The organism is Leptolyngbya iicbica LK (assembly GCF_004212215.1).
GTDB lineage: Bacteria > Cyanobacteriota > Cyanobacteriia > Phormidesmidales > Phormidesmidaceae > Halomicronema > Halomicronema iicbica.
This window is the reverse complement of record NZ_QVFV01000010.1, coordinates 21,533-47,185: the sequence shown is the minus strand read 5'-3', so window position 1 is coordinate 47,185 and position 25,653 is coordinate 21,533. Positions and strand designations below refer to the sequence as shown.

Here is a 25,653-nt window from a genome sequence, read left to right as displayed (position 1 = left end):
GAGTCGCCCCGGAATTTTCAGAATCCTTAAGGAATGACCGGAGCCGCATCACCTCTCGACGGGGCTCATTCGGGGGCATATGCCGCCTTAGTCATACGTCCTGAACCTGCTGCTGTCCGACCATCTCAACCATCCAACATGCGTCATCTCCTATGATGGCTGTGTCTTAGCGCAAAGAGCTTGGTGATGACTCGGCAAAAATTTTTCTTGGGATGGATGGCGACGGCGATACTGTTCTGTGGCACGATCGCGACCGTGAATGTTCCTGTAGCAGCTCAATCCTCTATGACAGAAACCGGCTTGATTCAGGTCAGTAGCGAGTTTAGCGTTGAGGAAACCAGCGATCGCCTGGCGGCCTTATTCGCAGAACGCCGTCTCAATGTCTTTGCCCGCATCGATCACGCGCAAAACGCGGCCTCTGTCGGCAAAGATCTGCGGCCCACGACCCTGTTTATCTTTGGCAATCCGGCAGTGGGGACACCGCTGATGCAATGCAACCAATCAGTCGCGATCGACCTACCCCAAAAGATGCTCGTCTGGCAGGATGCTGATGACCAAGTCTGGCTCACTTACAACGACCCCCAATATCTCAATGCGCGGCACGACTTGACGGGTTGCGAGATGGTGATCGATCGCATCGGTCAGGTGCTCGGCGATATTGCCCAGCAGGCGACACAGGACTAGAGCTGGTTTGTTACCGGCTTCAGCCAAGGCGCGATCTAGCAACGGTCCGTCGCGCCCAATGCTTAAAATGCAAACAAGCGATCGCACCCCTGGAGAGTATGCGCAGAATTGACGTCATCGGCATTGGCTTAGGAGTCTTTTTACTCGGCGGCGGACTGTACGTCGGGTTTCGTATCGCTGGTTTTGACGGCCTTTCAGCCGGTGTTTGGAGCCAACTGATCTTTGTGACGGGGCTGCTCGGATGGGTGGCGACCTACTTATTTCGCGTCGTCACGAGCGATATGACCTATGGCCAACAGCTCCGCGATTATGAAAATGCCGTCTTGCAAAAGCGTCTGGAAGAAATGACGCCCGAACAGCTAGCGGCTTTAGAAGCTGAAATTGCTGCCGAAAAATCGGCTGAAGCAGATGAAGCAGCGAACTCCGCTGCTCCCGACAGTTGAATGGGGCGCTGACCAGTAGACTCGGGCTCCGTCTTGCCCTAGATTGCTGTATGGGTTGATGAACGGTCTAGCGTTGAGAGGATGAGGGTATGAAGTCGGTTTCTGAGCAGTTCCAGGCACTCCGCGATCGCCAGCAATGTGCTCTGATTCCCTTTGTGACGGCAGGTGACCCTGATCTGGCAACGACGGCTGCTGCCCTCAAAACGTTGGATAGCAATGGCGCTGACTTTTTGGAATTGGGTGTCCCCTACTCTGATCCGTTAGCGGACGGACCTGTGATTCAGGCGGCAGCGACGCGCGCTCTACAAAAAGGGACGACGCTAGATGACGTGCTGGAACTGGTCAAAACCGTCTCCCCCGAACTGCAAGCCCCCATTATTCTGTTCACTTACTACAATCCGATTTTGAATCGGGGCATCGATACCTTCTTTCAAGACATTGCGGCTGCCGGAGCCAAGGGCCTGGTGGTCCCTGACTTACCGTTAGAAGAAGTGAGTGGCGTGTTGGAGTCGGCGACTCAGCACGGCATTGAGGTCATTTTGTTAGTGGCACCCACAAGTCCTAAAGAACGGATTCAGGCGATCGCCGAAAAGTCCCAAGGCTTCATTTATTTGGTCAGCGTCACCGGCGTCACCGGCATGCGCACGGAGATTCAGAGTCGGGTCAAAGAACTGCTGGACGAGTTGCACAGTTTGACGGATAAGCCCGTAGCCGTGGGCTTTGGTGTATCTCAACCAGAGCAGGCAGCGCAATTACGCTCTTGGGGAGCTGATGGCGTAGTCGTGGGCAGCGCTTTTGTGAAGCGTCTAGCCAACACTGATGATCCGCAAGCTGGGCTGACCGACCTAGAAGCCTTTTGTAAAGAGCTCGGACAAGCCGTCAAAGCGGGATAAGGCGTCCAGCAATAGCAATCCTGGTCAAGGCGCGTGGTTGGGTAGCTGGGTGGATGCGTGAATGCCTGCTGAAGCTATTCGTGGTTAGGCGTGCGTCATGGCCATTTCTAGAGGCTAACCCCAGAGATGGGGAGTGAAATAAGTTGTAACAGCCTTCTCAGCGGCTCGCTACCGGGCACAACGGGGCTCGCGAATACGAGGTCAGTTTGAGAAATCCGACTATTCACCGTTATGAAACTGGATTCCGGAAGGGGGTGACCACTGTGTTGATTGTCTCTGGAGTCAGCGATCGCTCCTTTGCCGGATCTTCTGCAATTTTACTGATGCTAAGTGGCCTGTAGCCCTTTGTTTTGAACGGATTTCGCTGTTAGAGACGACGCGCTTTCCTCAACAACACTGAGTTCAAATGTCCACTCAACTGGCACAGATGCAAAGAGTGCCACATGATTACGCCACCGATTTGGGCACTCTAGATAAAGTAGGGTTACTTCTCAAGGGTTGATGATTGCTCTGCTGGCAGGCGATCGCCCAACTCTGTTCTGTGCACTACCCAAGCTTATGATTCGCTCAATATCTTCTATTTCTAATGCACCCCTGTGTGCGCAACAATCTCAGCCGTCTGCCGATCAATCGACGACTCGCAACTTAGCTGTGGGTCACGGAGAGGTCGTTACTTCAACGACGACAGCCCCTGCCGCTGCCTCAGAACCGCCTGCGCCCCCGCCTCCCGATCCGGCATTTATCGATTGGATTATGGTGGAATTTCGGCGCGAACTGCCGGAACGGGTCAGCAGCCTTAAACAAGTGGCGACCCGGATTGCTAGCGAAGTCGATCGCATTTGCCGCATGAGCCGCCGCATCCAATCTTCGGGTGAGGTGGTGCACTGGCAGCGATCGCTGGCCCGTCATCGCATTACTAAATGTCTTAAATATTTCAACTTGGGTTCGCAGCGGGGCCGAGTGGAGCTGCACAGTACCCTGAGTGCGATCGCTTATCGCTACATCGCACCCCGTCAGGCCCGACTGGGATTTGAAGGGCGCTACACCCTGCTCGAAGACTTTTTACAAGGATTTTATATTGAAGCGCTGAAAGCCTTTCGGCGGGAGAACGACGTGGCTGACGACTACTCCCCCAAGACGCGGCTGCAACTGTCGGAATACATGACCTTTTGTGAACAGTATGCCAAGCGGCGCATCACCATTCCTGGTGCGGTGAATCAGCAGATCATCGTCTTGCGAGCGCAGACCTTTGCCCGCAGACAGCCCGATGAAACGTCCGTCGATATTGAGCGGGCCATGGAATCGGCGCGGTCAGACGAGATGGAGAGTCAAAACCGCTCGCCCGCACTGCAACAGGTGCGTGAGCAAATGGTGACCGAAGCTGAAGATCCGGCGGATCAGGTGTTGCGCGATCGCATCATTCAAGAGCTGATTGAATATTTGGAAGAGCAAGATCAGCCTGACTGCATCGACTATTTTGTGCTGCGGCTGCAAGATCTCCCAGCGGCGGAAATTGACGAAATTCTCGACTTAACTGCGCGTCAACGCGACTACCTGCAACAGCGCTTTAAATATCACGTTGAAAAATTTGCCCAAGTCCACAACTGGCAGATGGTGCATCAATGGTTGGGCATCGACTTGGAGCATAATCTCGGCCTCTCGTCGGATGAGTGGGATAGCTTTGTGGCGACCCTTAATCCGCTACAGCAGCAACTTTTGCAACTGCGGCGCACGCAAGTCCGCGCAGGGCAGCAGGAAATGGATGCGGGCGAATTGTCGGAATTGCTGCAATGCACGCCCAAACGGGTGAATCGCACATGGGGCCAAATCCTTAGCCTTGCGTGGAAACATCGCAATCAGCGCCAAGCTTAATTATCCAGATTGAGTTGGTAAATTGGGGACGCTGATTGCTGACTGGACTGCTTGTGTTTCTCCTCAAGCTGGGAGGCTTGTCAGGGAGCGATCGCGCGGTTTCATCGCCTGTAAAGATCTGACCCACTTGCGATGTCATGTCCAAGGTTTCCCGGCGATGGATGCTGCGCTGTCGGTCAAAGCTTCACGGTATGCTAGGCGTATCGTTGGGGGGTACTTTGAGTATCCTTAAACGAAGCCTTTCCTAGAGTGTGATCGCGAGACCGATGCGGCATCGTTTTACCTTTTCCTTAACCGAGTTATTGCGTGACAGTGTGTTGGTGGCGCTGTGCCTGGTAGGGGGCGGCATTGTTCCCACTGCGACCTTGACCCTGGCTCCGGCTCCGGCGATCGCTCAAAGTTCCACCGCTGACGAACAGGCCGAACTCGAACGGCTGCAGCAAGAGGCGAACTTGGCCTTTACTCGCGCGACCACCCTCGTCGCGATTTTGCTGACGGCATTGGCGCTGCTGCTGGTGTTAGGGGTGGCGATGCTGTGGTTTTTGCGCCGTTCGGTCGTGCAAGAGGTGGCGACTGCTGTCCGCACCCAGCTCAATCAAATGTCCGATCTGGAGCACAAGATTCGCACGGCGACCCGCGAACTGAATAACGTGCTGAAAGACGCGGAAGACATTAGCGACGATATCGAGCAAGATGCCGAAGCCTTTAAGGATCTGCTGAACGAAAAGCGCCGCGTGCTGAATCAGGCCCTCTCTGAAGTTAATGATTCCAAAGCGAATACGCTGGAAGATTGGGAAAAGCAGGTAACCCTGCTCTCTAAAACCTTGGCAGATTTAGAAAGCAATGTTGAAGAACAGGCCAGTCTGATTAAACAGCGTATGGAAGGGCGGGCCGCCAGCATTGATACTGATACCGCTGAGCAAACGGCGGCTGTGCTTGCTGCCGTGCAGGCTAATGCGCAGGATTTTCAGCAGCAGCTAAAGGCCATGGCCGATGAGGTTGCCGCGACCAAGGGCGATACGTTGTCCACAATGGCGGCCTCTTCTACCGACTTTGCGGCCCAGATGCAGGAACTGACGACGGCAGTGGAGACGACCCGCGATCGCACTCTGGCCGACCTGGATAAGCTGCGGGAAGAGTTTGCTCCGTACTTTGAGACCCTGCGAGACAATCTGGAAGCCCAGCTAGAGCAGTATCAGCAGCGGGTAATGGATGCCATGAGCGATCGCCAAAAATCCGTCGATCGCCAACTGGATGAAATGCAGGCGAGCACCCTGGGCCATCGCGACTTGGCGCTGCAGACCATGGAGCGCTCCATCCAAGATTTTGAAGAACAGTTTCGCCAGATTAAGGACGAAGTGCTGGCCCAACGTGCCAACACTCTGTCGGATTTGCGGCGATCGCTCGACGACTTTTTGGGCCAATTCAGCAACTATCAGGGCGAAATTGATGCCGGCAAAGCCCAGATTTTGGCCGACATGCAGCAATCTGCCGATGAATTTCTCAATCGCTTCACCGCGTTGCAAGACGAAGTGGATGAGCAGAAATCTGATGCCCTAGGCCAACTGACCGGCAGTGCCGACGAGTTTCGGCGGCAGCTCAGCGACATGCTGGCTGATCTGGATGAGAACAAAACGGTTACCTGGGAATCTGTGCAGCAGACCGCTACTGAACTGTCTGAGACGCTGAAACAGTTGCAGGGCGAAAGTCGCGATCGCGCCACCGTCGCGCTGGAAAGCCTGGTGCGCATGGAAGATGAAGTCGGACGCCAAATGAACGAAGTGCGTGACGTAATCTTTGATCGACGCGATCGCATGCTCGACAAACTCGACGGCTTCGACCAGCGCCTGACGGAGCATGTCAGCGCCCTCGAAAGTGAATCGGCCACCCGCCAAGAACAAGCCCGCCAGCGCCTCACCGAAATTGAGACTGACTTTAGCAACCAACTGACCGAGTTGCAGAAAGACATTGCTGCGGGTCGCACCGATGTAATTGCCGACCTCGAAGAGGTGAAGCGCACCGTGCAGGAGCGGCTGATTACCCTGCAAGCCGAAGCCCAAGGGGAAAAAGAAGCCATCATGCGGCGACTGGGCGAACTCGCCCCGGAATATGTCGCCAACAGCTTTATGGCGACGACACAGCAGCAGCTTGAAACCGTTTCGGGTTTAGTACAGCGCCTGCGAGACAATCGCCCCAATCTCTTCCTCTCGGCGGAAGAGCGCATCGAAGCGGCGAATCAATATCTCGCCGACGAAAACTACGCGGCTGCGCTGGAACAATACACCGAGGCGCTGACGATTCAGCCTGAGAATGCCGAAGTCTGGCTCAACCAAGCCCTGGCCCTAGTGGGATTAGACCGCCAGGAGGAAGCGATCGCGGCTTTTGACCAAGTGCTCGAACTCGTTCCCGATCAAATCGCGGCGCAGTTCCAAAAAGGCCAAGCCCTGAAAGAGCTGAAACGCTACGAAGAGGCGCTGGAAGCTTTCGACAAAGTGCTGATGCTCAACCCTGACGATGCCAAAGCCTGGGTCAATCGAGGCATGGTGTTGGGCCGCCTCCGCCGCCGGGAAGAAGCGATCGCTGCCTTCGACAAAGCTCTCACCATTAAGCCCGATTACCAAGAAGCCTGGGTCAATCGCGGTGTCTCCTACGGCGTCCTGCAGCAACATACCGAGGCCTTCCAATCCTTTGATAAAGCGACCGAAATCCAAGCTAACGATGCGGTGGCCTGGCTCAATCGGGGCTTGGCGGCGCTGGAACTGGAGCGATTTGAAGAAGCACTATCGTCCTTTGATAAAGCCACCCGCTTTAATCCTCAAGCGCCCAAAGCTTGGGACAATCAAGGGCTGGCTTTGATGAAGTTGGGCCGTGATGAAGAAGCGCTTACCAGTTTCGATCGCGCCCTCGACATCGATCCTGATTACGCCAAGGCGTTGTATCACAAGGCGCTTTGTTACACGATGCAGCGCGAATATGATGTTGCGCTAGAAAACTTACAACTGGCGGTGCGACTTGATCCTAATCTACGAGCCGACGCCCAAATGGAAGACACCTTTGCCGATCTCCGCAACGATGATTGGTTCCGCGAACTGGTTGGCTTGTAAGGCTGGCAATGCTCATCCTCACCGGGAGGATTGAAGACCACCTGCTCCGATCTTCGTTATTGCTTCTGTTCATCCTCACCGTGTGATGTCGCCACTTGCTCCCCGTCTCTCAGAAACTGAACTGAGTCAGCGCATTTTAGAGATGGCCAGAACGGGCGTCTATCGCGAGTCGATTTTTGAAACGTTTCGCTCGCTGGCAACCAAACGGCAGATTCGCCAGGCGATCGCCCAGGCCAAGCAGTTCGGACTCTACTCGGTGCGCGACCTGCGGGATGAGGAACTCGGCACCTATTACCAAGTTGACCCTGCCAAGTACGACTCTTTTCAAGCGGCTCTCAAAGCGGCAGTGCCGATGCCAGCAGGAGACGACTTGGCGGCTCAAATGTTGGCCGCCACCCAAGCAATTCGCGCCATGGTCGCGATCGCGGGCAGCGTCACTTTCATCTTGTTCATTGCTGGGGGTCTCTGTCTGCTCACGGGTCATCTGCAGAGTGGTCGCTTTGCCTGGGTGAGTGCTGCCAGTGTGGGCGGTATCTGGTTGCTGCAACAGCGCTGGGCAAAAGAGTATCGCCGCTAATCACGCAAGTGCAGATGAGGGCTAAGCGATCGCTGCTGTGGGGGCGCTGACTTATTTTGCTGTAGTCAACTTTTGTCGATGGCTGGTAGTCGCGATACGCCTAATTCCACGACAACCTTGCAACCTTCAATCATATTGATGAAGTTGGCCAGACTGATCACTCAAATCTAAGATATTCAGAAATCAGCTGCAGAATCGCTAGAACATTGTTACTAAAAGCAGAGCGACGACTGACCGGTTGAATCAATTGATAATTGTGAAAACTGCATAGGATCTAGCGCGCCATGCTGATTTCTATTCACTCTGTAAAAGACTCAGCCCCTTGAGCTGCAGGGATCACTAGACAGCTGCGACCAACTTTCTGGTGCAGGAGAGTGTGAACTAAGCTAACGTCCTTGATCAGTTTATTAGGACAAAAATACTGAAAAAGGGGCTCACGATTCCCTTCCTGATCGATTTTCTCGTTCTAAAAGTAATTTTATAAACTCGTGAGGTCTGTTTTAAAAAAATTGGTTTACTATTGCCTAAATTCCGAAATCCTGGAAATATATCGTGTAATCAAAAAAGTCTACCGTCAGCAGGTTTTATTGTTGTGCAATAGCACTCATGTACTGCTGAGCTGATCTGATCCAGCGTAGATAACTCTCGCGCTAGTTACTGATGAGTCCGCCAAGCCGGGTGGGCACGAAGGTGGCGCGATCGGCTAGCTGAGTGACTAATGATTTCTTGTTTCCCTAAAGATGGCTATCTCGAGACCAGATTCTCAATTGCTTCATTACCTGGCCACAGGCATTTGCTAGGGGATGAGTTCTGAGTCTCATCTCAAGCTGTTTGTCGGCCATATGCATTTCAACGTTTTGATGTTGTGGAGAGAAGAAAATTACATGAATCTCGCAAAACTGCCCTGGCGCAAATCCGTTGCTTTGTTGGGAATGGGATTTTGGGCTAGCTCGTTAGCTCTGATTTCGCAGACGGCCCAAAGCTCTGGGCATAATGTCAGCCCTTATTGTTTCAGTATTCAAATTGAGACCGAGATGTACTCGCATCCGTCTTTTCACTCAGAAGTGATTGGTCGGTATAACGTGGAAGACGTTGCTTATGCGACTGCTAATCCCATCAAGTCTTACTGGTTTTGGGATGGGACGAAAGATGGCAATTCATTTGTAAAAGTTGCGGGTTTCGATGGCACGGTCGGCTGGGTGCCTCGTTTTCCAAAAGGGGAGAATGCCCCCGTCTTGGTTGATCTGGCAGATTGCCCCAGTCCTGGCGTCAATGCTTCGGGTTTTCCGGGTGGCAGCGGTGATGATCGGCTCTGTTACTTCGTTTTAGAGCCGACTAATCTTTATGGCCGACCTGATTTTGATACGGCGCTAAATGCCAACTATGTTCCGGGGGATATTGCGTATGCCAGCTATCCTCCGCAAAAAGTTGTAGTAGACCACGGTCGCAATGCCTTTGTTTTAGTGGATATTTTTGATGGCAATCAAGCGTGGGTGCCGTTCTTTTCTGGGAATTTGAGCACGAAGATTGTGGAGGAATATCCGCCGGAAGACTGTGAGCGGCCAATCTAAAGTCGGTACCAGTTTGCTCATTTGCTCAAACGTTAGAAGACGATTTTTTCTGACTTTATGAGACGCTTTGCGTTTGGCGAAGCGTCTTTTTGTTTGCTGCAATTGAGACAGCTCTAGCAACAATCTGTGCTGAGTTCTACCCAATACACAATACGGTCAGCTGCGATTACGCCATGAACGTTAGTCAATGGCGGCATCTGCCTGTGTTAAGAAGTCACCGACTTGCGATCGCGTGGGCATTGATGGTTGTGCCCCGGCTTGGCTCACCGACAATGCGGCGGTTGCTGAAGCCCAAATGACTGCCTGTTGGAGCGATCTCCCCTCAGCGATCGCCACCGCGAGGCCACCGTTAAAGGCATCGCCAGCGGCCACGGTATCCACTACCGAGACAGGAAAGGCGGGTATATGAAAGGTTTCCTGAGGAGTCCCGCAGAGGACGCCTTGCTCGCCCAGTTTGATGAGAACGGTGGTGGCTCCTTGCTGTTGGAGGTGAGCGATCGCCTTCTCGGCTTCAAGCAAATTGTTGACCGACCTTCCTGTGAGTTGCGCGGCTTCGACTTGATTAGGCGTCAGAATGTCGATGAATGGATAGATTGGGCGCAAGTCCATGGCTGGCACCGGGGCCGGATCGAGTATCACGGTAACGCCAGCGGCATGGGCCAGTTGGGCCGCTTGTGCCACGATCGCCGCTGGAATTTCGCATTGCAACAGCAGTAGCTGAGCCGTGGCGAACCGGCTCTTCAAGTGGGTGAGATCTGCTGCATTGACCCGACCATTGGCTCCCGGCACAATGACGATTTGGTTTTCGCCTGACTCGGCCACGGTGATGGTGGCGATGCCGGTGTAGGTTTCGGCATCCACTTGGACGGCGTCAATATTGATGCCATCAACCGCTAGCGCATGGCGTAACTGATGGCCAAAATCGTCGGCCCCGACGCGCCCTACCATCGCTGTACTGATGCTTTGACGGGCGGCGGCGACCGCTTGGTTCGCTCCCTTGCCGCCGGGAATGGTCGCGAAACTGTGGCCGGTCAAGGTTTCACCGGGTTGGGGTAGGCGAGGCGATCGCACCACCAAATCCATATTCAAACTGCCGCACACCAGAATCGTCATGGCGGTTAAAAGTCAAACGGATCGTCAGTGATGTCGGCGGGCTCATCGGTTTCGTCGTGCTGCCCGCTCCATTCGGTGGGGGGGCGATCGCTGCTCCAGGCCCACCAGGCTGATTGGCATTCGCCACATTGATAAAACTCTTGCCACTTTCGGCGATGCCCATCGGTATAAACGGGCGAGCGGCGATTAATCCACACTGCGGCCGACTCAGAAACGTTAGCCCCGCAGCGGGGACAGCCAAACTGGTAGGCATGCACGGCAGACTCAGACCAGGTTGGCGGCACGGGAGAAAAGGGATTCATATGCTGGGAAGGAACCATTTTCCCCATTATGGTCTGGTGATCGTAATCCCGCACAAAGTTGTAAATGGATACTGAGTATTTATGCGACAAGAGTTTACTGATAGACAAAAAGCACAGATTTACGTTCGAGATCGGGCACTTTGTGCTTTCTCCGGTAAAAGCCTGTGGATTTTAGACTATGGTCTCAGTCCAACATTCGATAGCGATTGGGTTGATCATATTAAACCAGCAGCTAAAGGTGGAGGGAATTCTATCGACAACGGTATTTGTGCAAGTTATTTTTACAATTCAAAGAAACGTGCTAATAGCCATGATAACAAACACTTATTCTTTGCTGGTAAGCCAACACGAGAATTTTTCTACTTTTATGAGACTGTTTCGATTGAGATAGCAGAGCATTTGAGACGTTTTGCCAATGTGTCCTTATCTGATTGGTATTTTAATCGAGCAGCCTATCGCTTTATGATTGCGCTTTACCGTCTGCGTATGCAAAGTTTCGGAAAGACATATGCACGTACTGAAAGCTACTACGCAAAAGCTGCAATGAAGATGCTGAAAGCGTGGAAGAAACTGATCAAAATTGAAGGAACCTTTGAACAAAGGGGATTAATGAATTCTCCAATCTCGACAGATCAGGAGCAATTGCGTCAGCTTCAGTATTGTCAAGCTGAGGCGGATGTTCTCGAACATCTTGATCAATGTTTTCCTTTTTATGAAAACTCATGCAACGCTATTGATGAACTTTCCACAGCTACAAATAATGATCTTCTAAAGTCAGTTCGAGATAAATACTCTGAAAATGAGTTTATGTCTCAAAGAGTTCGAGACTTAATTGAGATAAATGTTCATCGATTACAGGGTCTTTATGATGAATAGCTGGCCTATGCTTCACAAAGTCGTAAAACAACGTTGCGGATCGTCGGAACCCCTGTAGAATCGTGGCGTTAATCGGAAAAGGATGCGCCGATGCTGAACTTACTGTCGCTGGTGGGGCTTGCGGGTCTGTGCTTTGTGGCTTGGCTAGGGTCAGAAGACCGCCGTCGAATTCCCTGGAAGTTGATGGCGTGGGGCATTGGCCTCCAATTGGTATTAGGTCTGTTCATTTTTCGAGCGCCCATTACCCGTGAAATTGTGGTGTGGCTCAGTGGTTTGCTGAATGCGCTGATCGATGCTTCAGAAGAAGGGTCAAAATTTTTGTTTGGTCCCATTTTGGTGCCCGATTTAGGGGCTCAGGTGGGGCCGCAGGGGGCGGGTCGCTGGTTGGCTCGGGCATTAACGCCGCCGTTTACCCCGGTGCCAGGCGATCGCTTGGGCACCGACAATCTCAGCATGGGGTACATTCTGGCGTTTCGGGCGTTACCCCAGGTCATTTTCTTCGCTGCGATTTTTAATCTGCTTTACAACTTGGGGATTATTCAGCCGGTGGTGCGGGTCTTTGCCAAGTTTTTCCGCTCGGTGATGAATATCAGTGGAGCCGAATCTCTGGCGGGGGCGGCCAACATTTTTGTCGGCATTGAGTCAGCGATCGCCATCAAACCCTTTCTAGAACGCATGACTCGCAGTGAGTTGTGCGCCATTTTGGCCTCCTGCTTTGGCTCGATCGCCTCTACGGTGCTGGGGCTGTATGCCGGATATTTGCGAGGCACCTTTCCGGCGATCGCCGGTCACCTCATGTCGGCCTCGGTGCTCACCATTCCTGCCGCGTTCGTCATGGCAAAAATCCTGGTGCCAGAAACAGACGAACCAGAAACCCTCGGCAAAGTCCCCGATTTAACGCAGGACGAAGACGACCAAAAAAGTCCGATGGATGCCCTGATTTTGGGTGCTTTGGACGGCGTCAAAATGGCGGTCGGGATTGCGGCATCGTTGATTGCCATCCTGGGTTTAGTGGCCTTACTCAACCTGATATTTGCGTCTCTCGCTGGACTGCAAACCAGCAACATTGCGCTGTTGCGCCCCATTGGTCAAATTTTTAGCGTCATTACTCTCGACAACATTACGGGTGTCCTGTTCTTGCCACTCACCTTTTTGACGGGCGTCTCGACGGACTGGAACGAACTGTGGACGTGTTCGGTGCTGATCGGGCAAAGACTTTTGAAAACGGCGATTCCGCCCTATATCGCCTTGGCTGATTTATCGGCTGAAGGTGTCTTGAGCGATCGCGCCTTAGTCATTGTCAGCTACGTGCTCTGCGGCTTTGCCCATGTGCCCTCTGTCGGCATTTTTGTCGGCGGCCTCGCCGGACTCGTGCCCTCCCGCAGTCACGATATTTCTTCTCTCGGGTGGAAAGCCCTTTGGGCGGGCACCTTGGCGACTTTGATGACCGGATGCATTGCGGGCGTGTGGTTTTATGACGGTACGGCGGTGTTGGGTCGCTAGACTCGCCAATGTCTGTATGGATGATGCCTGACAGGCGGCACTTTTATCGCGGCGATCGCGTCATCTCATCGGTGTCTATCTGACGATTGGGGGCTTCGGTTTGTGATCAAGCAAGCGTTGACAAAAGTCTGGCACCGTTATCATCAGTCGTTACCGTGGTTGCTGGGCTTGGGACTGCTCTCGGGCCTCGCGATCGCCCCACGGCCAAATCCGGTGGTTGTCATTGCTGCCGACCCCGCGATCGCAACTCTGGAGCCGATGACAGCACTAGAGCCGACCGCAGAGACCGACGAGCAGTTTCTCTGGCAAATTGAGACGCCCACTAACACGGTGTATTTGCTCGGTTCTATTCATTTTCTAGACGCTGACAGCTATCCGTTGCCCGAGGTCATGCAGGCGGCATTTAGCGATGCCGAAAAGCTCGTGCTAGAAGCCGACGTTGGCCCCGGCACCGAAGCCGAAGTGGCCGCGTTGCTGTGGGAAGCGGCCCTGCCTGAGCCGGGTGAATCTTTGACAGACGTGCTCGATGTTGAAACCTATGGGTTAGCGGCACAACGAGTGAACGAACTCGGGCTGTCGATTCAGATGTTCGAACCGTTTGAGCCCTGGTTTTTGGCGGTTTCTCTGACGGCTTTTGAACTCATTTCCCTCGGTTTTACGCCCGAATATGGAGTCGATCAGCACTTTTACCAACAGGCACAAGCGAATGGCAAGCCCATCTTGTTTTTAGAAACTGCCGAGCAGCAGTTTGACTTATTTGAGCAGCTATCGATCGCCGAACAACGCCTGTTTACGGAGCAAACCCTGGCAGAACTCGACCTGTTTGAGGACTCCTTTAACGAAATCGTGGGTGCATGGGAAACGGGAGATCGCGATCACATGGCCGAAATTTTGCTGACGAGCTTTGCCGATTATCCCGAAATGCAGGCGATTTTTCTCAGCGATCGCAACCGTGACTGGGTCAATCAAATCTTGCCCTGGCTCGAATCTGACGAAGATTACCTGATTGTTGTTGGAGCACTCCACCTCGTGGGTCCGGATAATGTGCTCGATCTCTTGGCGGCAGCCGGCTATGAGGCCGAGCAACTGTAATGCCAATCTGAATCAGGTGGGTGTATTGAGGCGGCGGTTGAGTGCGTCCTTCCAGTCTGTACTCCGGCAAGCTTGGCAACATGGGAGGGGACTGGGGTGGCTCTCAGCGATCGTGGTCAGTCTGTGAATCGGCAATATCTAAACTAGGATAACGGTAAGGTTTGAGGCGTTTGTCATGGCGGATGGTGAACCAACACAAGTGCGGCAGAGTCAACTGCACCAACAACTGGTGATAGACCTGGAAACGACGGAAGAACTCGGCAAACTGTCGCAGTTTTTGGTCGATGTGCAGCATCACCAGGTGGAAGGATTTGTCTGTAAAAAAGGACTGCTGAGTTTTGATCCGGTGCCGATCATGTGGGTGCAGGTCGACTCTGTGGGCCAAGACTGTATCTTGGTGCGTCGCAGTGGGGCCACCATTTCGGAACGGTTGGATGCGGCGATCGCCCTCGATCACCAAGCCATCTGGTCGGACGCTGGCAGCGAGGTGGGACAACTAGTCGATTATTGCATCGACCTCGCGACCGGTGAGATTACTCAATACCTGTTCACCGCCCCTGGTTGGCAGGGCTTGACCGATGGGGTGTACACGTTTGCCCCAACGGCTGTGGTGAGTGTGGGCAAAAAGCGCATGATGGTGCAACAAGCCGCTCTCCAGCAGGCCGAGCAATTTGTTCCAGGTGTCCAAGATCGGGTGCAGCAAGCGTGGCAGCAAGATCTGAACCGGACCCGACAGGATATGCAGGGGGCGATCGATAGCACTCGGGAAGTTGCTGAGCAGGTACAAAACCAAGCGCAAAAACTGACCGAACAGGCCCGTAGTCAGTTTGGCCAAGTCTTTGGCCAGGTCAAAAAACGCAGCAAAGGTTGGCGATCGCAGGTCAATGATCGCTTTGCGGATGCGGCTTCTAACTTTGACCAAGGGCGTCGACCCAGTCCGCCCCAGGTGCCCGGCGATACCATCGATGTGGATTCCGAGGAAATTTGGCCCGAAGAGAATGACTCTTCCCATCAACCTTAGGGATGGGAATTGAATTGCGGAGATCGCTGGAAAAGAATTTCCCGCTTGTAGGGTGTTATGAGCGCAGCGTAATGCACCGCAGCCAGGTACTTGGATGTTGGAAAATTCCGATCCCTTCGTTGCCGGATCGCAGTGAGACGACGTTATTGCAATCTGCTGTCGGTTTACTAAGCTGACTCTAGGCCGACTGCGAGGTAATGGACGAAGTTCCCTGGTGACCTTGCAACCGCAGCGCCCGCTGGTAATCGTGTAACGCCCCTTCGGCATCATCGGCCGCAGCGCGAGCTTGGGCGCGACTAATGTAAGCGTCAGTCAAATTGGGATCTAGCTTCAGAGCCTGCGTAAAGTCTTGGAGCGCCGCTTGGGCATTGCCCAACTCGTAGTAAGCATTGCCGCGATTGTTATAGGCTTCGGCGTAATTGGCGTCTTGTTGAATCGCTTGATCAAAATCTTGAATCGCCGACTCATATTGGCCTGCTTGCAACCGCAATAGCCCCCGTTCGTTGTAAGGACGGGCTTTATGGGGCTCAATGGTTAGGGCTTTGGTATAGTCGGCGATCGCTCCTTTGGGGTCGCCTAATTCGGCGCGAAGCTTGCCGCGACTGTGATAAATCTCCGCCATTTGCGTGGCTGATGCGGAGGTTTTTTCGTAAGTTTGCGTCATGCCCGAAGCCGTGCCATGGGGATCTGCCGGGGTACCTGACTGCAAAACTGGGGCAGCTGCCTGTGATAGTTCAGCCGTGAGCTGCATGACTTTTTGGTAGTCATTGACCGCGCCCTCGGTATCGCCCAGCTTGTGGCGCAGCAGTCCCCGATTACCATAGGCCTCGACAAATTGCGGGTTGAGCTCGATCGCCTGATTCATATCGGCGATCGCTTGATACAGGTTGCCCAAGTGCATATGGGCTAAACCACGGCTGTGCAAGGCATCCGCGAGCGACGGTTTGTACGTCAACGCTTGATTGAAATCGGCGATCGCCTGCGAGTAGTCCTCTAAATGCAAATAGGCACAACCCCGCCAAAGATAGACTTTGGCAAACTTCGGTGAATAGGCCAGGGCTTGCTCAAAGTCACGAATGGCTGCCGTGTAGCGGGACTGCATTAAAGCGGTCAATCCACGCCCACCGTAAGCTTTAGCCGAGGTGGGATCGAGCTGCAGCGCCGATTCAAAATCAGCCATCGCCGCCGCATAATCGCCAATTTTGCGGTAGAGATTGCCCCGGTTCAAATAAGCGTTGACGTAGTCAGGGTTGAGCTCCAAAGCATCTGTAAAGCTTTTTAGCGCTTCCTGAGCCCGCCCCAAATCGCTCAGAGCACAAGCTCGGTTGTAGTGCGCCTTACTGTAACTGGGCTCGATTTTTAAGACCTGGTCGAACAAAACCACTGCCTCGGCCAGCTCGCCCCGACGTGCCCGATCAATCGCCTCATTGAGTATCGTTTTCCACTGCATGTTTGCACCTCAACCCTCAGAGGCCGATCCCAGTCTTCTGGTTGAACTAACGCTACCTTGGCAAGATGGCTCCAGCTTTGGCCCAGCTTCGGTATTTACGTACCTTACTACTAGCGCATCTCAACCTCAACAATCACAAAAGTTGTGCTTGCGAGTGTCGTCAAAGGCAGCCTGACGACCCACCTGTAGAGTCTGGAATGTACGACTTCCCAAGAGATTGACCGTACATACTCAATATCTGCGATGTCTATACATTAAGCGAAAGGGGCCTAAAGCCAGGAGTCATGCTTGATTGGGTTCATACAATCTTCATAAAACAGCTCAAGATTCTTGGTGCGTTCACAAATATTATCCGGCGAATCGGAAATTCTTGGGTTGTGCTCATCTGCAAACAGTGCCTTCGGCTAACGAACGTTCTAGGGAAATGCCCCAAAGCCTGGGCCTGACGGTCATCATCATGCCCGGGGGTCGGGATGATTACCCCGCTGAGAGTAACTGCACCGCAGCCTGATTATGGCGTCGCGTGAGGGCCGGTAAGTCCACCGTGGTGAGCCGACCCTGATCGACCACCCGGCGACCGTTAATAAAGCTGTAGGCGACTTGATCCACATGGCAAAACAAGAGTGCCGCCACTGGGTCATGCACCGCTGCGCCTGCCAGAGAGGGCTGTTCTAGGTCAATCGCGATAAAGTCAGCGGCCATGTTGGGGGCCAGCATACCGATGTCATCGCGGCCCAGCACGCGCGCCCCGCCCCGGGTGGCGATCGCCAGCGCTTCTCTCGCGGTCAAAGCACCGGGGGCTTCATCCCGCACTCGTGCGGCTAACATGGCCATCCGCGCCTCCTGCATTAAATGTCCCGAGTCGTTAGAGGCCGAACCATCGACCCCTAGCCCGACGGGAATCTGCAAATCCAACATTTTGCGAATGGGGGCAATGCCACTGGCCAGGCGCATGTTGCTGCAGGGACAATGGGCGACTCCGGTGCCTGTCGCCGCGAACTGGCCGAGAGAGCTGTCGCTTAATTTGACGCAGTGAGCGTGCCAGACATCGTCTCCGAGCCAGCCGACCGATTCGGCATATTCACCGGGAATCTGGCCAAACCGCTCTAGGCTATAGTTCACATCGCTGACATTTTCGGCCAGGTGAGTGTGTAATCGCACGCCTGGGTAGCTGCGGGCCATGGCGGCAGATTCCCGCATTAAATCTTGGGAAACGGTGAAGGGGGAGCACGGGGCCAGGGTAATGCGCAGCATGGCGTAACGCTCATTATCGTGATACTGCTCAATCAGCCGCTGACTGTCTTGCAGAATGAAGTCTTCCGCTTCGACCAAGCCGTCTGGGGGCAGTCCGCCTTTGCTTTCGCCGATGCTCATGCTGCCGCGATTGGCATGAAATCGCAAGCCAATTTCCTGAATCGCCTGAATTTCGTCGTCGAGGGTGCAGTCGTTGGGGAATAAGTAGTTGTGGTCACTCGCGGTGGTGCAGCCCGACAAAATGAGTTCGGCGGCGGCCATTTGGGCACTGGTGCGCAGAATATCGGCGGTGATATTGGACCAGAGCGGATATAAACCTTGGAGCCACTGAAAGAGTTCGTGATTTTGAGCGGCGGGAATGACGCGCGTTAACGTCTGAAAAAAATGATGATGGGTGTTGACCAGTCCCGGCAACACAATGTAGCGATCGCTCAAATCCAGCACTTCATCAGCCGTGTCGGGTAACTCGGCGGTGGTGCCCACTTGTTCAATCACGTGGTCACGAACGAACAGCGCTCCCTGTCGAATTTCTCGCTGTGCATCATCAAAGGTCGCCAGGGTATGGATGTTTTTGACTAACAAAGTGCCCACGCGCGGTTCTCCTTAACTGGTTTGGTAGGTGCGATCGCCCCATCATATTCTCAGGTGCGCCAATTGCTAGTGGTGTATTGCATCCAGCGAAACCTCTGTTTACTTATCAGGAGCAAGCACTGAGCGGGGGACTGGATAAGCGCTTGGCCGATTACTGAGTCAGGTGCAATGACAGAGCCATAGGCCATAAAGCTTCCGCTACGCTCCAAACGATGAAAAAGTGTGATGTCCTTTATCAGGTAGAGGCTCCCGGTCCCTTGACTGTGATCTCAGGGTACCGAGTCATTCCAGGGACTGGGGGCCTGGAGCGATCGGATGGGGGTATTTTCAGAGCAAACACTTTTTTATATCGAACGCATGGTATAAAAAGGCATGCCTAAAATTGTTGACCACGATCGCTATCGGCGAGAGCTGTTGGCTCAATGCCTTTCTCTATTTGCTGAGCAGGGCTTTGGGGCCGTCACCATGCGCCAAATTGCGGGCAGTCTGGGGGTTTCCACCGGCACGCTGTATCACTACTTTCCCAACAAGGAGAGCATCTTTGTTCAGTTGGTGGAAGAGTACTGCAATCAGGATGTCCCTAAGTTCTTTGCCCAGGCCCCTATCGACGCCACCCCAGAGGAGAAATTGCGATGTGTGATGGCGTTTTTTCTCGCTAACTACCAGGCATTTCAGCAGCAGCTGTTGATTTGGATTGACTATTACCAACACTGCCAGTACGCCGGTAAGGACAGCAACACAGTGTTACAGCAGTTTTGGCAGCAGACGCAGCAGCAGTTAGGGGCGTATTTGCAGTGGCCTCCCGAGCAAGTGGATGGCCTGCTGATTTATTTGGATGGCTTGCTTTTGCAGTGCCTTTACGGACGGAGCGAAACGGACATCGCTCGTCAGATTGACGCCTTTTGCCAACTCTATAGGAGCCGATAGGATGCTTTTTTTGACAGAAGTGGTCCCCGATTTGTGGACGGCAACCCAATCACAGCGCTTTTTAGGGTTAGAAGTGGGCTGTCGGATGACTGTGGTGCGCTTGCCCAACCGCGAGCTGGTGTTGATTTCACCATTGCCGCTGAAGAGTGGCGATCGCGCCCGATTAGATGCGCTGGGCACCGTCAAGCACCTGATTGCGCCCAATCGGTTTCATCATCTTTATTTCGGGGCAGCTCAGGCTTTGTATCCGCACGCTCAGGCGTGGGGCGTCGAAGGGCTGGCCCAAAAACGTCCCGATCTCCGGTTCGACGGCGTGTTAGACGAGCCCGGCAATTTTGCGGGGGCTCTTCACTACCTCCCCTTCTCAGGCTTGGGCAGCATCATGTTGCAAGGGATCCAACTGGCGAATGAAACGGTGTTTTGGCATCAGCTGAGTCAGACGCTCATCCTCACGGATCTGGCCTTTAACTTTGATGAAACGTTTCCGTTTACGTCGCGGCTCGCCGCCCAGGTGTTAGGCAGTTATCAAACGCTGCGTCCCACCCGACTCGAAAAATGGGGCAGCTTTGATAAAGAGGCGGTGGCCCGGTCGATGCGCCAGGTTTTGCACTGGGAGTTCGATCGCGTGATTCCCGGCCATGGCTCGATTGTGGAGCATGATGCCAAAGCGCAGCTGAGAGCCGGGTTTGAATGGTTTTTGGGGCGATCGCTGGCGGTGGAGACTTCTCTCGCCACATCGCGCCCCGCTTGACCCGGCGGCATGGCGAACAGGTGAGGGCGATCGCGACACGACTCACGCGCCAAGACCGCATTCATAATCATTCACTGATAAGATCAGGGCCGACATTCACACGCAACATCATGTTAACGATCGCCCTGCCCAAAGGTGCCCTGCTCCAAGAAAGTATTGCCCGGTTTCAAGCGATCGGTCTGGACTTTAGTGCCTTTCTCGACAAGTCCAATCGCCAGTTGCAAATCACGACCCCCAACGGCAAGGCGCAAGGGCTGCTCGTGCGTGCGCAGGATGTGCCCGTGTACGTAGAGTACGGACAAGCTCAGCTCGGCATTGTCGGCTATGACGTGCTGCGCGAAAAGCAGGCTGACGTGGCGCAACTGGCTGATTTAGGGTTTGGGCACTGCCGCATGTCGGTCGCGGTGAAAGCGAGCAGTCCCTATCGGTCAGCGCTGGATCTGCCGGCCCACTGCCGCGTCGCGTCTAAATTTGTGAAATGCGCCCGCGACTATTTCAACAGTATTGATCTGCCGGTGGATATTGTGCCGCTGTACGGTTCGGTAGAGCTCGGCCCGATCACGGGGATGTCTGAAGCCATTGTGGATTTGGTCTCGACCGGGCGCACCCTCCAGGAAAATAATTTGATGGAACTGGAAGTACTGTATGAAAGCACGGCGCGACTGATCGCTCACCCCATCAGCTATCGGGTCAACTCGGATGGTTTGAGCGATCTGATTCAGCAATTGCGATCGCCTGCTTTGGTGACGATTTAGGGTCGCCCGGCAGGGTGGTTTCATCGTCGGCAGAGAAAACTCGGATCGGGCGGTTTGAGGTTTCTGTAGTCGGGGCTTGGCACTGCCCAGCCCTGACAGCCCCGACGAACTATCGCCGAAGCAGAATTGCTTTTGGCGCACATGAAACCGCTCCAGGGCCGCCCAGCCTTAGCGATCGCCCATGGTTTTCGTTACCTAAGATACAGTGTGAAGAGTGTCATCCCTAACGGATTCGCTGGCTGGGGGGTGGCGGCTTTGTCCTTTGATCGGCGATCGCATTTTCTCGTGTTATGACCACAGCCACTGATACGCCTCCTTCCACTACTGCCGCAGCCCCCAATAGCGATTGGCGGTTGTTTTTGCGCTTGTGGCCGTACATTCGCGCTCAGCGTCGCTATTTGTGGCTGCCGTTTGTGTTGCTGGTGCCGCTTTCCCTTGCCAACGCCCTCCAGCCGATTTTGATTGGTCAGGCTATTTCTCTGATTCGGCAAGAGCCCGTGGCCTGGTTTTTGCAAGAGCGCACTCTGCAAGGGGGGCTCAATCTGCTGGTGGCGCTGCTGTTAGTAACGGTCGCGGTGCGGCTGACCCTCGATGGTTGGCAAAGCTTTCTCGTGCAAAAAGTGGGCCAACGCATCACCGCGAATATCCGCAATGATTTGTTCACCCACGTCACGTCCCTCGCCGTGCGGTTCTTCGATCGCACCCCAGTCGGTAAACTGATTACCCGCCTCACCAGCGATGTGGATGCGCTGGGCGACGTATTTTCCACCGGGGCAGTGGGCATTTTTAGCGACATTTTTTCCATCGGCGTCATCGCGATCGCGATGTTTTGGCTGCAATGGCAGCTCGCGCTGATGTTGATTGGCATGTTGATTCCCGTCACCTGGCTGATCATTTACTTTCAGCAGCAGTACCGCAAAGCGAACTATCGCGCCCGCGAAAAACTTTCTGAACTGAACGCCACCCTGCAAGAAAACATCATGGGTATCGAAGTGGTGCAGATGTTTCGCCGCGAGCGCTTCAATGCGGAGTCGTTTCGGACGACGAATACCCAATATGTGCAGGCGATCGATAAAACCATCTTTCACGACTCTGCCGTTTCCTCCACGCTGGAATGGATTGCCCTGGTGGCGATCGCCGGTGTGCTCTGGTTAGGCGGCTACCTCGTCATGCAAGAGTCCCTGACCTTCGGGGTGTTGGCGTCGTTCATTTTGTTTGCCCAGCGCCTATTTGACCCATTGCGCCAATTTGCCGACAAGTTCACCTCCATTCAGGCTGGATTCACCGCTGTTGAGCGCATTACTGACCTGTTCAACGTCCCCGTCGAGATTCAAGACCCGGGACATACTCAACTCTCGCAGACGAGCCCTGAGCCAGTGCCGGTCAACACCCTCGTGAACGGCTCGGCTCATGCCCCGCTCGCTGCCGCGATCGCTGAGCAGAATGGCGATCGGACGGTAGCAGAGCGCGTCAAAGCCTCGGAAATTTGCTTTGATCACGTGCAATTTGGCTACAAGCCGGATGAATACGTGCTCAAAAATCTGAATTTCACCATTCAACCCGGCGAAAAGGTGGCCTTGGTCGGTCCGACGGGAGCGGGCAAAAGCTCTATTATTCGTCTGCTGTGTCGGCTCTATGACGTCACCCACGGCGAGATTTTGTTGGATGGTGTCAACATTCGCGATCTGCCTCAGGCCGAGCTGCGCCGCCGCATGGCCGTCATTTTGCAAGATGGCTTTTTGTTTGCCGGGGATGTGAAAAGCAACATCACCCTCGGCGAAAACTATTCCCTAGAGGCAGTTAAAGAAGCCGCGTTCAAAACCAACGTCGCCCCGTTCATTGAACAGCTGCCCCAGGGCTACGACACCCTACTGCGCGAACGAGGAACCAATCTCTCGGGGGGGCAAAAACAGCTGCTCGCCTTTGCTCGCGCCGCCATTCGCAATCCAGGTATCCTCATTTTGGACGAGGCCACGGCCAACCTGGATGTCGGTACTGAAGCCCTGATTCAAGATGCCCTCGAAAAGCTACTGGAAGATCGCACGGCCATTATCATTGCCCACCGCCTTTCCACCATCCGTAATGTTGATCGCATTTTGGTGCTCAAGCAAGGTGAATTGATCGAACAAGGCAACCACGAGGCGCTATTGGCCCACAATGGCTTATATGCCAGCTTGTACAAGTTGCAAATGCTAGAAGGCTAGTGCCATGGCAAGGCGAGTGAACAGATCAGCGATGGCATGGCGTCGGTGCTGATCAGGGTGTCTGGCCCTGGCTGGGGATAGCGATCGCGCCAATGATCCGGGCTGCTGTTTCAGTGATATTGGCGATTGCTCCGGACAACTTCATTAAAAATTTAAATTAAACTCCGTATTTTTCATGAAATTAATGAGTTTGCCTACTTACAACGTTAAGAAAGTTCGGCTTATACTTCACCTATCCATTTGATTGATTATGAGCAAATAGAAGTTACTCAATTATTTCTATTTGCTCAGGCGTTTAATCACGAGAGTTCTCTTTGGGGCTGCATTTAAGGCCAACTTCTTTGCTCAATCGGGTTTAGCTCAGTAAGGTTATTTGGCTTTTTGGATATTCAGGTTTATACGGTGCTGATTTCTCGGTCTTTTTGAGAAACGGTGTAGTTCAGCTGGGTCTGAAAATATTTCTGGATGGCCCAATGCTGGAGTCTATTTCAGGCAGTTGATGAATACCTGCATTGAGAACGGGGCGGTTTGCAAGCATCAATCGTAAGGCTGGCCCTAAAACGCTCTAACCTATGCAGATTGAAAAGTGAGGCTCCATCTGATTGCTAAGCATTCAAGAAGAACTTGAACCTTTATGTGGACGCAAGATGTTTTTAGACATTGAGCTGACTGAGATTAATGGTGGTATTTGCATCTCCTCAATTTAATTGGCTATCGCTTTACCGTCGGTGCGGACGCTATCGGCGGTGGCTGATGATTGGCCTAGCGATGTTGAGCGCAATGACAGTAATTGCGTTTGGGAGTTGCTCCGCTTTGCGCTCATCAGCTGTAGCGCCGCCGCCCAATATTTTGGTTGATCAATTTGGCTATCGCCCGAGTGATACCAAAGTAGCGGTGATTCAGCAGGCGAATGCTACGGCAGAGGATGCGCCGAGTCTGTATCAGCACCTGACAGATACTTTTCAAGTGGTGAATGTTGCTGCGCCGGATGTCCCGGTTTATGTTGCCGCAGCGGAACTTTGGGAGGCGGGCAAAATTCATGACCAATCTGGCGATCGCGCGGCTTGGTTTGATTTTTCAACGGTGCAAACACCGGGCGAATATGTGGTCAAAAACGCTCGGACGGGAGAAACCTCTGCCCAGTTTGCGATCGCGCCCGATGTTTACCAAGATGTGCTGAAAACAGCCACCCGTATGTACTACTACCAGCGCAGTGGGTTTGAGAAAGCGCCACCCCATGCTGATCCCCGCTGGACTGATCGCGCCGCCTTTTTGGGACCTGGCCAAGATCCTGAAGCTCGCTTTGTAGATGATAAAGAGAATGCTGCGCTGGCAAGGGATATGCGTGGCGGCTGGTTTGATGCGGGCGACACCAACAAATACATCACGTTTGCGGCGCAACCGCTGCATCTGTTGCTGAGTGCTTACACTCAAAATCCGGCCCTGTGGACGGATGATTTCAATATTCCAGAGTCGGGCAATGGCATTCCTGACTTACTGGATGAAGTTCGATACGAACTCGATTGGTTCCAACGGATGCAAGATGACGACGGCGGGGTTTTCATCAAGTTAGGCGCCCTAGAATATGATGCCGCCCGTACTCCTGGTCGCGATCGCCGCCCTCGATTTTATGGCCCCAAGTGTTCGTCTTCCACCATTGATCTGGCCAGCACCTTTGCCCACGCAGCGGTAGTGTTTCGCGACTTTCCTGCATTGCAGGCAGAGGCCGAGACGTTAGAGGCGCGATCGCTCCAGGCTTGGGATTGGTTTAACCGCAATCCGATCCAGACAGAATGTGATACTCAAGAAATCAAAGCTGGCGACGCCGACCGCGACCCCGCAGTGCAAATGGGTGGGGCAGTTTTGGCCGCCGTTTACTTATCCCAGTTGCGAGACGATCCGCAGTTTCACACTTACGTTCGCGAGCATTATCGCGAGACTCGGCCCTTCGACAACGCCATGGGCGTACTCTATGCCTCGTCAGTGGTCGATGGTCTAGTGGCCTACAGCCAGTTCCCTAAGACGCCGACTGACTTTGCGGCTCAACTGTCAGCTGATTTCTCAGCGCTCTTTTTTGACCAACTATCGCCCTTCTTTGAGCGCACCTTAGATTTAGATCCGTATCGGGCTTACATGCCAGATGGCCAGTATCACTGGGGCAGCAATGCGGTGAAAAGTAACTTTGGCAATGTCAATGACGCGATCAGCGCCGCCGCCGCGACCCGCCAGCAGGCTGACATGTATACCGATCAAGCCCTGGGCTATCTGCACTATTTACATGGCGTCAATCCGTTGGGCATGGTGTACCTCACGAATATGTACGACGTTGGTGCTGAGTATTCGGCTAATGAAATGTTTCATGAGTGGTTGGGGAGAGGGATCTATAAAAATGCCCTCACCTCTCCCAGTGGACCCGCACCCGGATACCTTACCGGGGGGCCGAATAACCGCTACACGGGGCCTGCCGAGGGCCTTGCCGAGCGACCAATTATGCGCGCCTATTTAGATCGAAGTGATTCGGAGTTGTATATGTGGGAGATTACGGAACCTTCGATCACGTATCAAGCCCCTTATATCAGGCTGTTATCACGGCTGTCGCGATCGCCACTAGCCTCCCAAAGTTCAACTTCAACTGTTTTGAAGCGGCCTATCGTCAATTAGCTTTTCTCT

20 protein-coding genes are annotated in these 25,653 nt (G+C 53.6%); 16 read left to right on the top strand and 4 right to left on the bottom strand.

What is annotated here, in order from left to right; translation table 11 throughout:
* Positions 1-186 precede the first annotated feature (186 nt).
* The 7 genes from DYY88_RS22150 to DYY88_RS22120 all read left to right on the top strand — a co-directional run bounded on the left by DYY88_RS22150 (position 187) and on the right by DYY88_RS22120 (position 9,144).
* The gene (locus DYY88_RS22150; RefSeq protein ID WP_201278989.1) at positions 187-684 is read left to right on the top strand and encodes a DUF302 domain-containing protein; all 498 of its coding nucleotides are present in this window, start codon (positions 187-189) and stop codon (positions 682-684) included.
* Between the two features lie 98 nt (positions 685-782).
* Positions 783-1,127, top strand: a complete 345-nt coding sequence (locus DYY88_RS22145; RefSeq protein ID WP_039726663.1) for a DUF3007 family protein — start codon at positions 783-785, stop codon at positions 1,125-1,127.
* An 89-nt stretch (positions 1,128-1,216) separates the two neighbouring features.
* Positions 1,217-2,020 (top strand): tryptophan synthase subunit alpha, encoded by an 804-nt coding sequence (gene trpA, locus DYY88_RS22140; RefSeq protein WP_039726664.1) that lies wholly within the window; start codon positions 1,217-1,219, stop codon positions 2,018-2,020.
* Between the two features lie 558 nt (positions 2,021-2,578).
* Positions 2,579-3,892: a hypothetical protein gene (locus DYY88_RS22135; RefSeq protein ID WP_039729815.1), complete on the top strand. Its 1,314-nt coding sequence runs from the start codon at positions 2,579-2,581 to the stop codon at positions 3,890-3,892.
* Positions 3,893-4,158: 266 nt separating this feature from the next.
* A complete protein-coding gene (locus DYY88_RS22130) occupies positions 4,159-6,996 on the top strand; it encodes a tetratricopeptide repeat protein (RefSeq protein ID WP_039726665.1) in 2,838 nt (945 codons plus the stop codon).
* 85 nt (positions 6,997-7,081) lie between these two features.
* Entirely contained in the window at positions 7,082-7,573 is a 492-nt protein-coding gene (locus tag DYY88_RS22125; protein WP_039726666.1) for a hypothetical protein, read from the top strand.
* 884 nt (positions 7,574-8,457) lie between these two features.
* Complete coding sequence (locus DYY88_RS22120; protein ID WP_130199559.1) at positions 8,458-9,144, top strand: hypothetical protein; 687 nt, start codon at positions 8,458-8,460, stop codon at positions 9,142-9,144.
* Between the two features lie 180 nt (positions 9,145-9,324).
* Here DYY88_RS22120 and rbsK read toward each other — a convergent pair whose 3' ends face one another.
* Positions 9,325-10,257 carry a ribokinase gene (gene rbsK / locus DYY88_RS22115; protein WP_039726669.1) on the bottom strand — a complete coding sequence of 311 codons (933 nt, stop codon included), beginning with the start codon at positions 10,255-10,257 and terminating at the stop codon, positions 9,325-9,327.
* A gap of 5 nt (positions 10,258-10,262) precedes the next feature.
* Positions 10,263-10,559 (bottom strand): hypothetical protein, encoded by a 297-nt coding sequence (locus DYY88_RS22110; protein ID WP_039726670.1) that lies wholly within the window; start codon positions 10,557-10,559, stop codon positions 10,263-10,265.
* 81 nt (positions 10,560-10,640) lie between these two features.
* Here DYY88_RS22110 and DYY88_RS22105 point away from each other — a divergent pair, with 81 nt between their 5' ends.
* The 4 genes from DYY88_RS22105 to DYY88_RS22090 all read left to right on the top strand — a co-directional run bounded on the left by DYY88_RS22105 (position 10,641) and on the right by DYY88_RS22090 (position 15,051).
* Positions 10,641-11,435, top strand: a complete 795-nt coding sequence (locus DYY88_RS22105) for an HNH endonuclease (protein WP_039726671.1) — start codon at positions 10,641-10,643, stop codon at positions 11,433-11,435.
* Positions 11,436-11,525: 90 nt separating this feature from the next.
* The gene (locus DYY88_RS22100) at positions 11,526-12,938 is read left to right on the top strand and encodes a NupC/NupG family nucleoside CNT transporter (RefSeq protein WP_039726672.1); all 1,413 of its coding nucleotides are present in this window, start codon (positions 11,526-11,528) and stop codon (positions 12,936-12,938) included.
* 117 nt (positions 12,939-13,055) lie between these two features.
* On the top strand, positions 13,056-14,030 hold the full coding sequence (locus DYY88_RS22095; RefSeq protein WP_072041376.1) for a TraB/GumN family protein: 975 nt from the start codon (positions 13,056-13,058) through the stop codon (positions 14,028-14,030).
* 175 nt (positions 14,031-14,205) lie between these two features.
* Positions 14,206-15,051, top strand: a complete 846-nt coding sequence (locus DYY88_RS22090; RefSeq protein WP_039726674.1) for a PRC-barrel domain-containing protein — start codon at positions 14,206-14,208, stop codon at positions 15,049-15,051.
* A gap of 178 nt (positions 15,052-15,229) precedes the next feature.
* Here the strand turns inward: DYY88_RS22090 and DYY88_RS22085 are convergent, their stop codons facing one another.
* Together DYY88_RS22085 and DYY88_RS22080 are read right to left on the bottom strand one after the other, a co-directional pair.
* The gene (locus tag DYY88_RS22085) at positions 15,230-16,501 is read right to left on the bottom strand and encodes a tetratricopeptide repeat protein (protein WP_052288383.1); all 1,272 of its coding nucleotides are present in this window, start codon (positions 16,499-16,501) and stop codon (positions 15,230-15,232) included.
* 477 nt (positions 16,502-16,978) lie between these two features.
* Positions 16,979-18,346, bottom strand: coding sequence for an 8-oxoguanine deaminase (locus DYY88_RS22080; RefSeq protein ID WP_039726675.1), 1,368 nt, complete (start codon positions 18,344-18,346; stop codon positions 16,979-16,981).
* Between the two features lie 372 nt (positions 18,347-18,718).
* On the opposite strand from DYY88_RS22080, the gene DYY88_RS22075 reads away from it, so the two are divergent.
* From DYY88_RS22075 to DYY88_RS22055, 5 genes are all read left to right on the top strand, one after another.
* The gene (locus DYY88_RS22075; protein WP_044151183.1) at positions 18,719-19,273 is read left to right on the top strand and encodes a TetR/AcrR family transcriptional regulator; all 555 of its coding nucleotides are present in this window, start codon (positions 18,719-18,721) and stop codon (positions 19,271-19,273) included.
* A gap of 19 nt (positions 19,274-19,292) precedes the next feature.
* Positions 19,293-20,024, top strand: a complete 732-nt coding sequence (locus DYY88_RS22070; RefSeq protein WP_242517659.1) for a DUF4336 domain-containing protein — start codon at positions 19,293-19,295, stop codon at positions 20,022-20,024.
* Positions 19,964-20,779 (top strand): ATP phosphoribosyltransferase, encoded by an 816-nt coding sequence (gene hisG, locus DYY88_RS22065; RefSeq protein ID WP_367889319.1) that lies wholly within the window; start codon positions 19,964-19,966, stop codon positions 20,777-20,779. Before DYY88_RS22070 ends, hisG begins: the two co-directional genes overlap by 61 nt.
* A 290-nt stretch (positions 20,780-21,069) precedes the next feature.
* Entirely contained in the window at positions 21,070-22,983 is a 1,914-nt protein-coding gene (locus tag DYY88_RS22060) for an ABC transporter ATP-binding protein (protein WP_039726678.1), read from the top strand.
* Positions 22,984-23,796: 813 nt separating this feature from the next.
* On the top strand, positions 23,797-25,644 hold the full coding sequence (locus DYY88_RS22055) for a glycoside hydrolase family 9 protein (RefSeq protein ID WP_207223374.1): 1,848 nt from the start codon (positions 23,797-23,799) through the stop codon (positions 25,642-25,644).
* Positions 25,645-25,653 lie beyond the last annotated feature (9 nt).

Bases quoted from the DNA above. Each gene is read 5' to 3' on its own strand.
- DYY88_RS22150 (WP_201278989.1), top strand. From the start codon at position 187: ATGACTCGGCAAAAATTTTTCTTGGGATGGATGGCGACGGCGATACTG.
- DYY88_RS22145 (WP_039726663.1), top strand. From the start codon at position 783: ATGCGCAGAATTGACGTCATCGGCATTGGCTTAGGAGTCTTTTTACTC.
- trpA (WP_039726664.1), top strand. From the start codon at position 1,217: ATGAAGTCGGTTTCTGAGCAGTTCCAGGCACTCCGCGATCGCCAGCAA.
- DYY88_RS22135 (WP_039729815.1), top strand. From the start codon at position 2,579: ATGATTCGCTCAATATCTTCTATTTCTAATGCACCCCTGTGTGCGCAA.
- DYY88_RS22130 (WP_039726665.1), top strand. From the start codon at position 4,159: ATGCGGCATCGTTTTACCTTTTCCTTAACCGAGTTATTGCGTGACAGT.
- DYY88_RS22125 (WP_039726666.1), top strand. From the start codon at position 7,082: ATGTCGCCACTTGCTCCCCGTCTCTCAGAAACTGAACTGAGTCAGCGC.
- DYY88_RS22120 (WP_130199559.1), top strand. From the start codon at position 8,458: ATGAATCTCGCAAAACTGCCCTGGCGCAAATCCGTTGCTTTGTTGGGA.
- rbsK (WP_039726669.1), bottom strand. From the start codon at position 10,257: ATGACGATTCTGGTGTGCGGCAGTTTGAATATGGATTTGGTGGTGCGA.
- DYY88_RS22110 (WP_039726670.1), bottom strand. From the start codon at position 10,559: ATGAATCCCTTTTCTCCCGTGCCGCCAACCTGGTCTGAGTCTGCCGTG.
- DYY88_RS22105 (WP_039726671.1), top strand. From the start codon at position 10,641: ATGCGACAAGAGTTTACTGATAGACAAAAAGCACAGATTTACGTTCGA.
- DYY88_RS22100 (WP_039726672.1), top strand. From the start codon at position 11,526: ATGCTGAACTTACTGTCGCTGGTGGGGCTTGCGGGTCTGTGCTTTGTG.
- DYY88_RS22090 (WP_039726674.1), top strand. From the start codon at position 14,206: ATGGCGGATGGTGAACCAACACAAGTGCGGCAGAGTCAACTGCACCAA.
- DYY88_RS22085 (WP_052288383.1), bottom strand. From the start codon at position 16,501: ATGCAGTGGAAAACGATACTCAATGAGGCGATTGATCGGGCACGTCGG.
- DYY88_RS22075 (WP_044151183.1), top strand. From the start codon at position 18,719: ATGCCTAAAATTGTTGACCACGATCGCTATCGGCGAGAGCTGTTGGCT.
- hisG (WP_367889319.1), top strand. From the start codon at position 19,964: ATGGTTTTTGGGGCGATCGCTGGCGGTGGAGACTTCTCTCGCCACATC.
- DYY88_RS22060 (WP_039726678.1), top strand. From the start codon at position 21,070: ATGACCACAGCCACTGATACGCCTCCTTCCACTACTGCCGCAGCCCCC.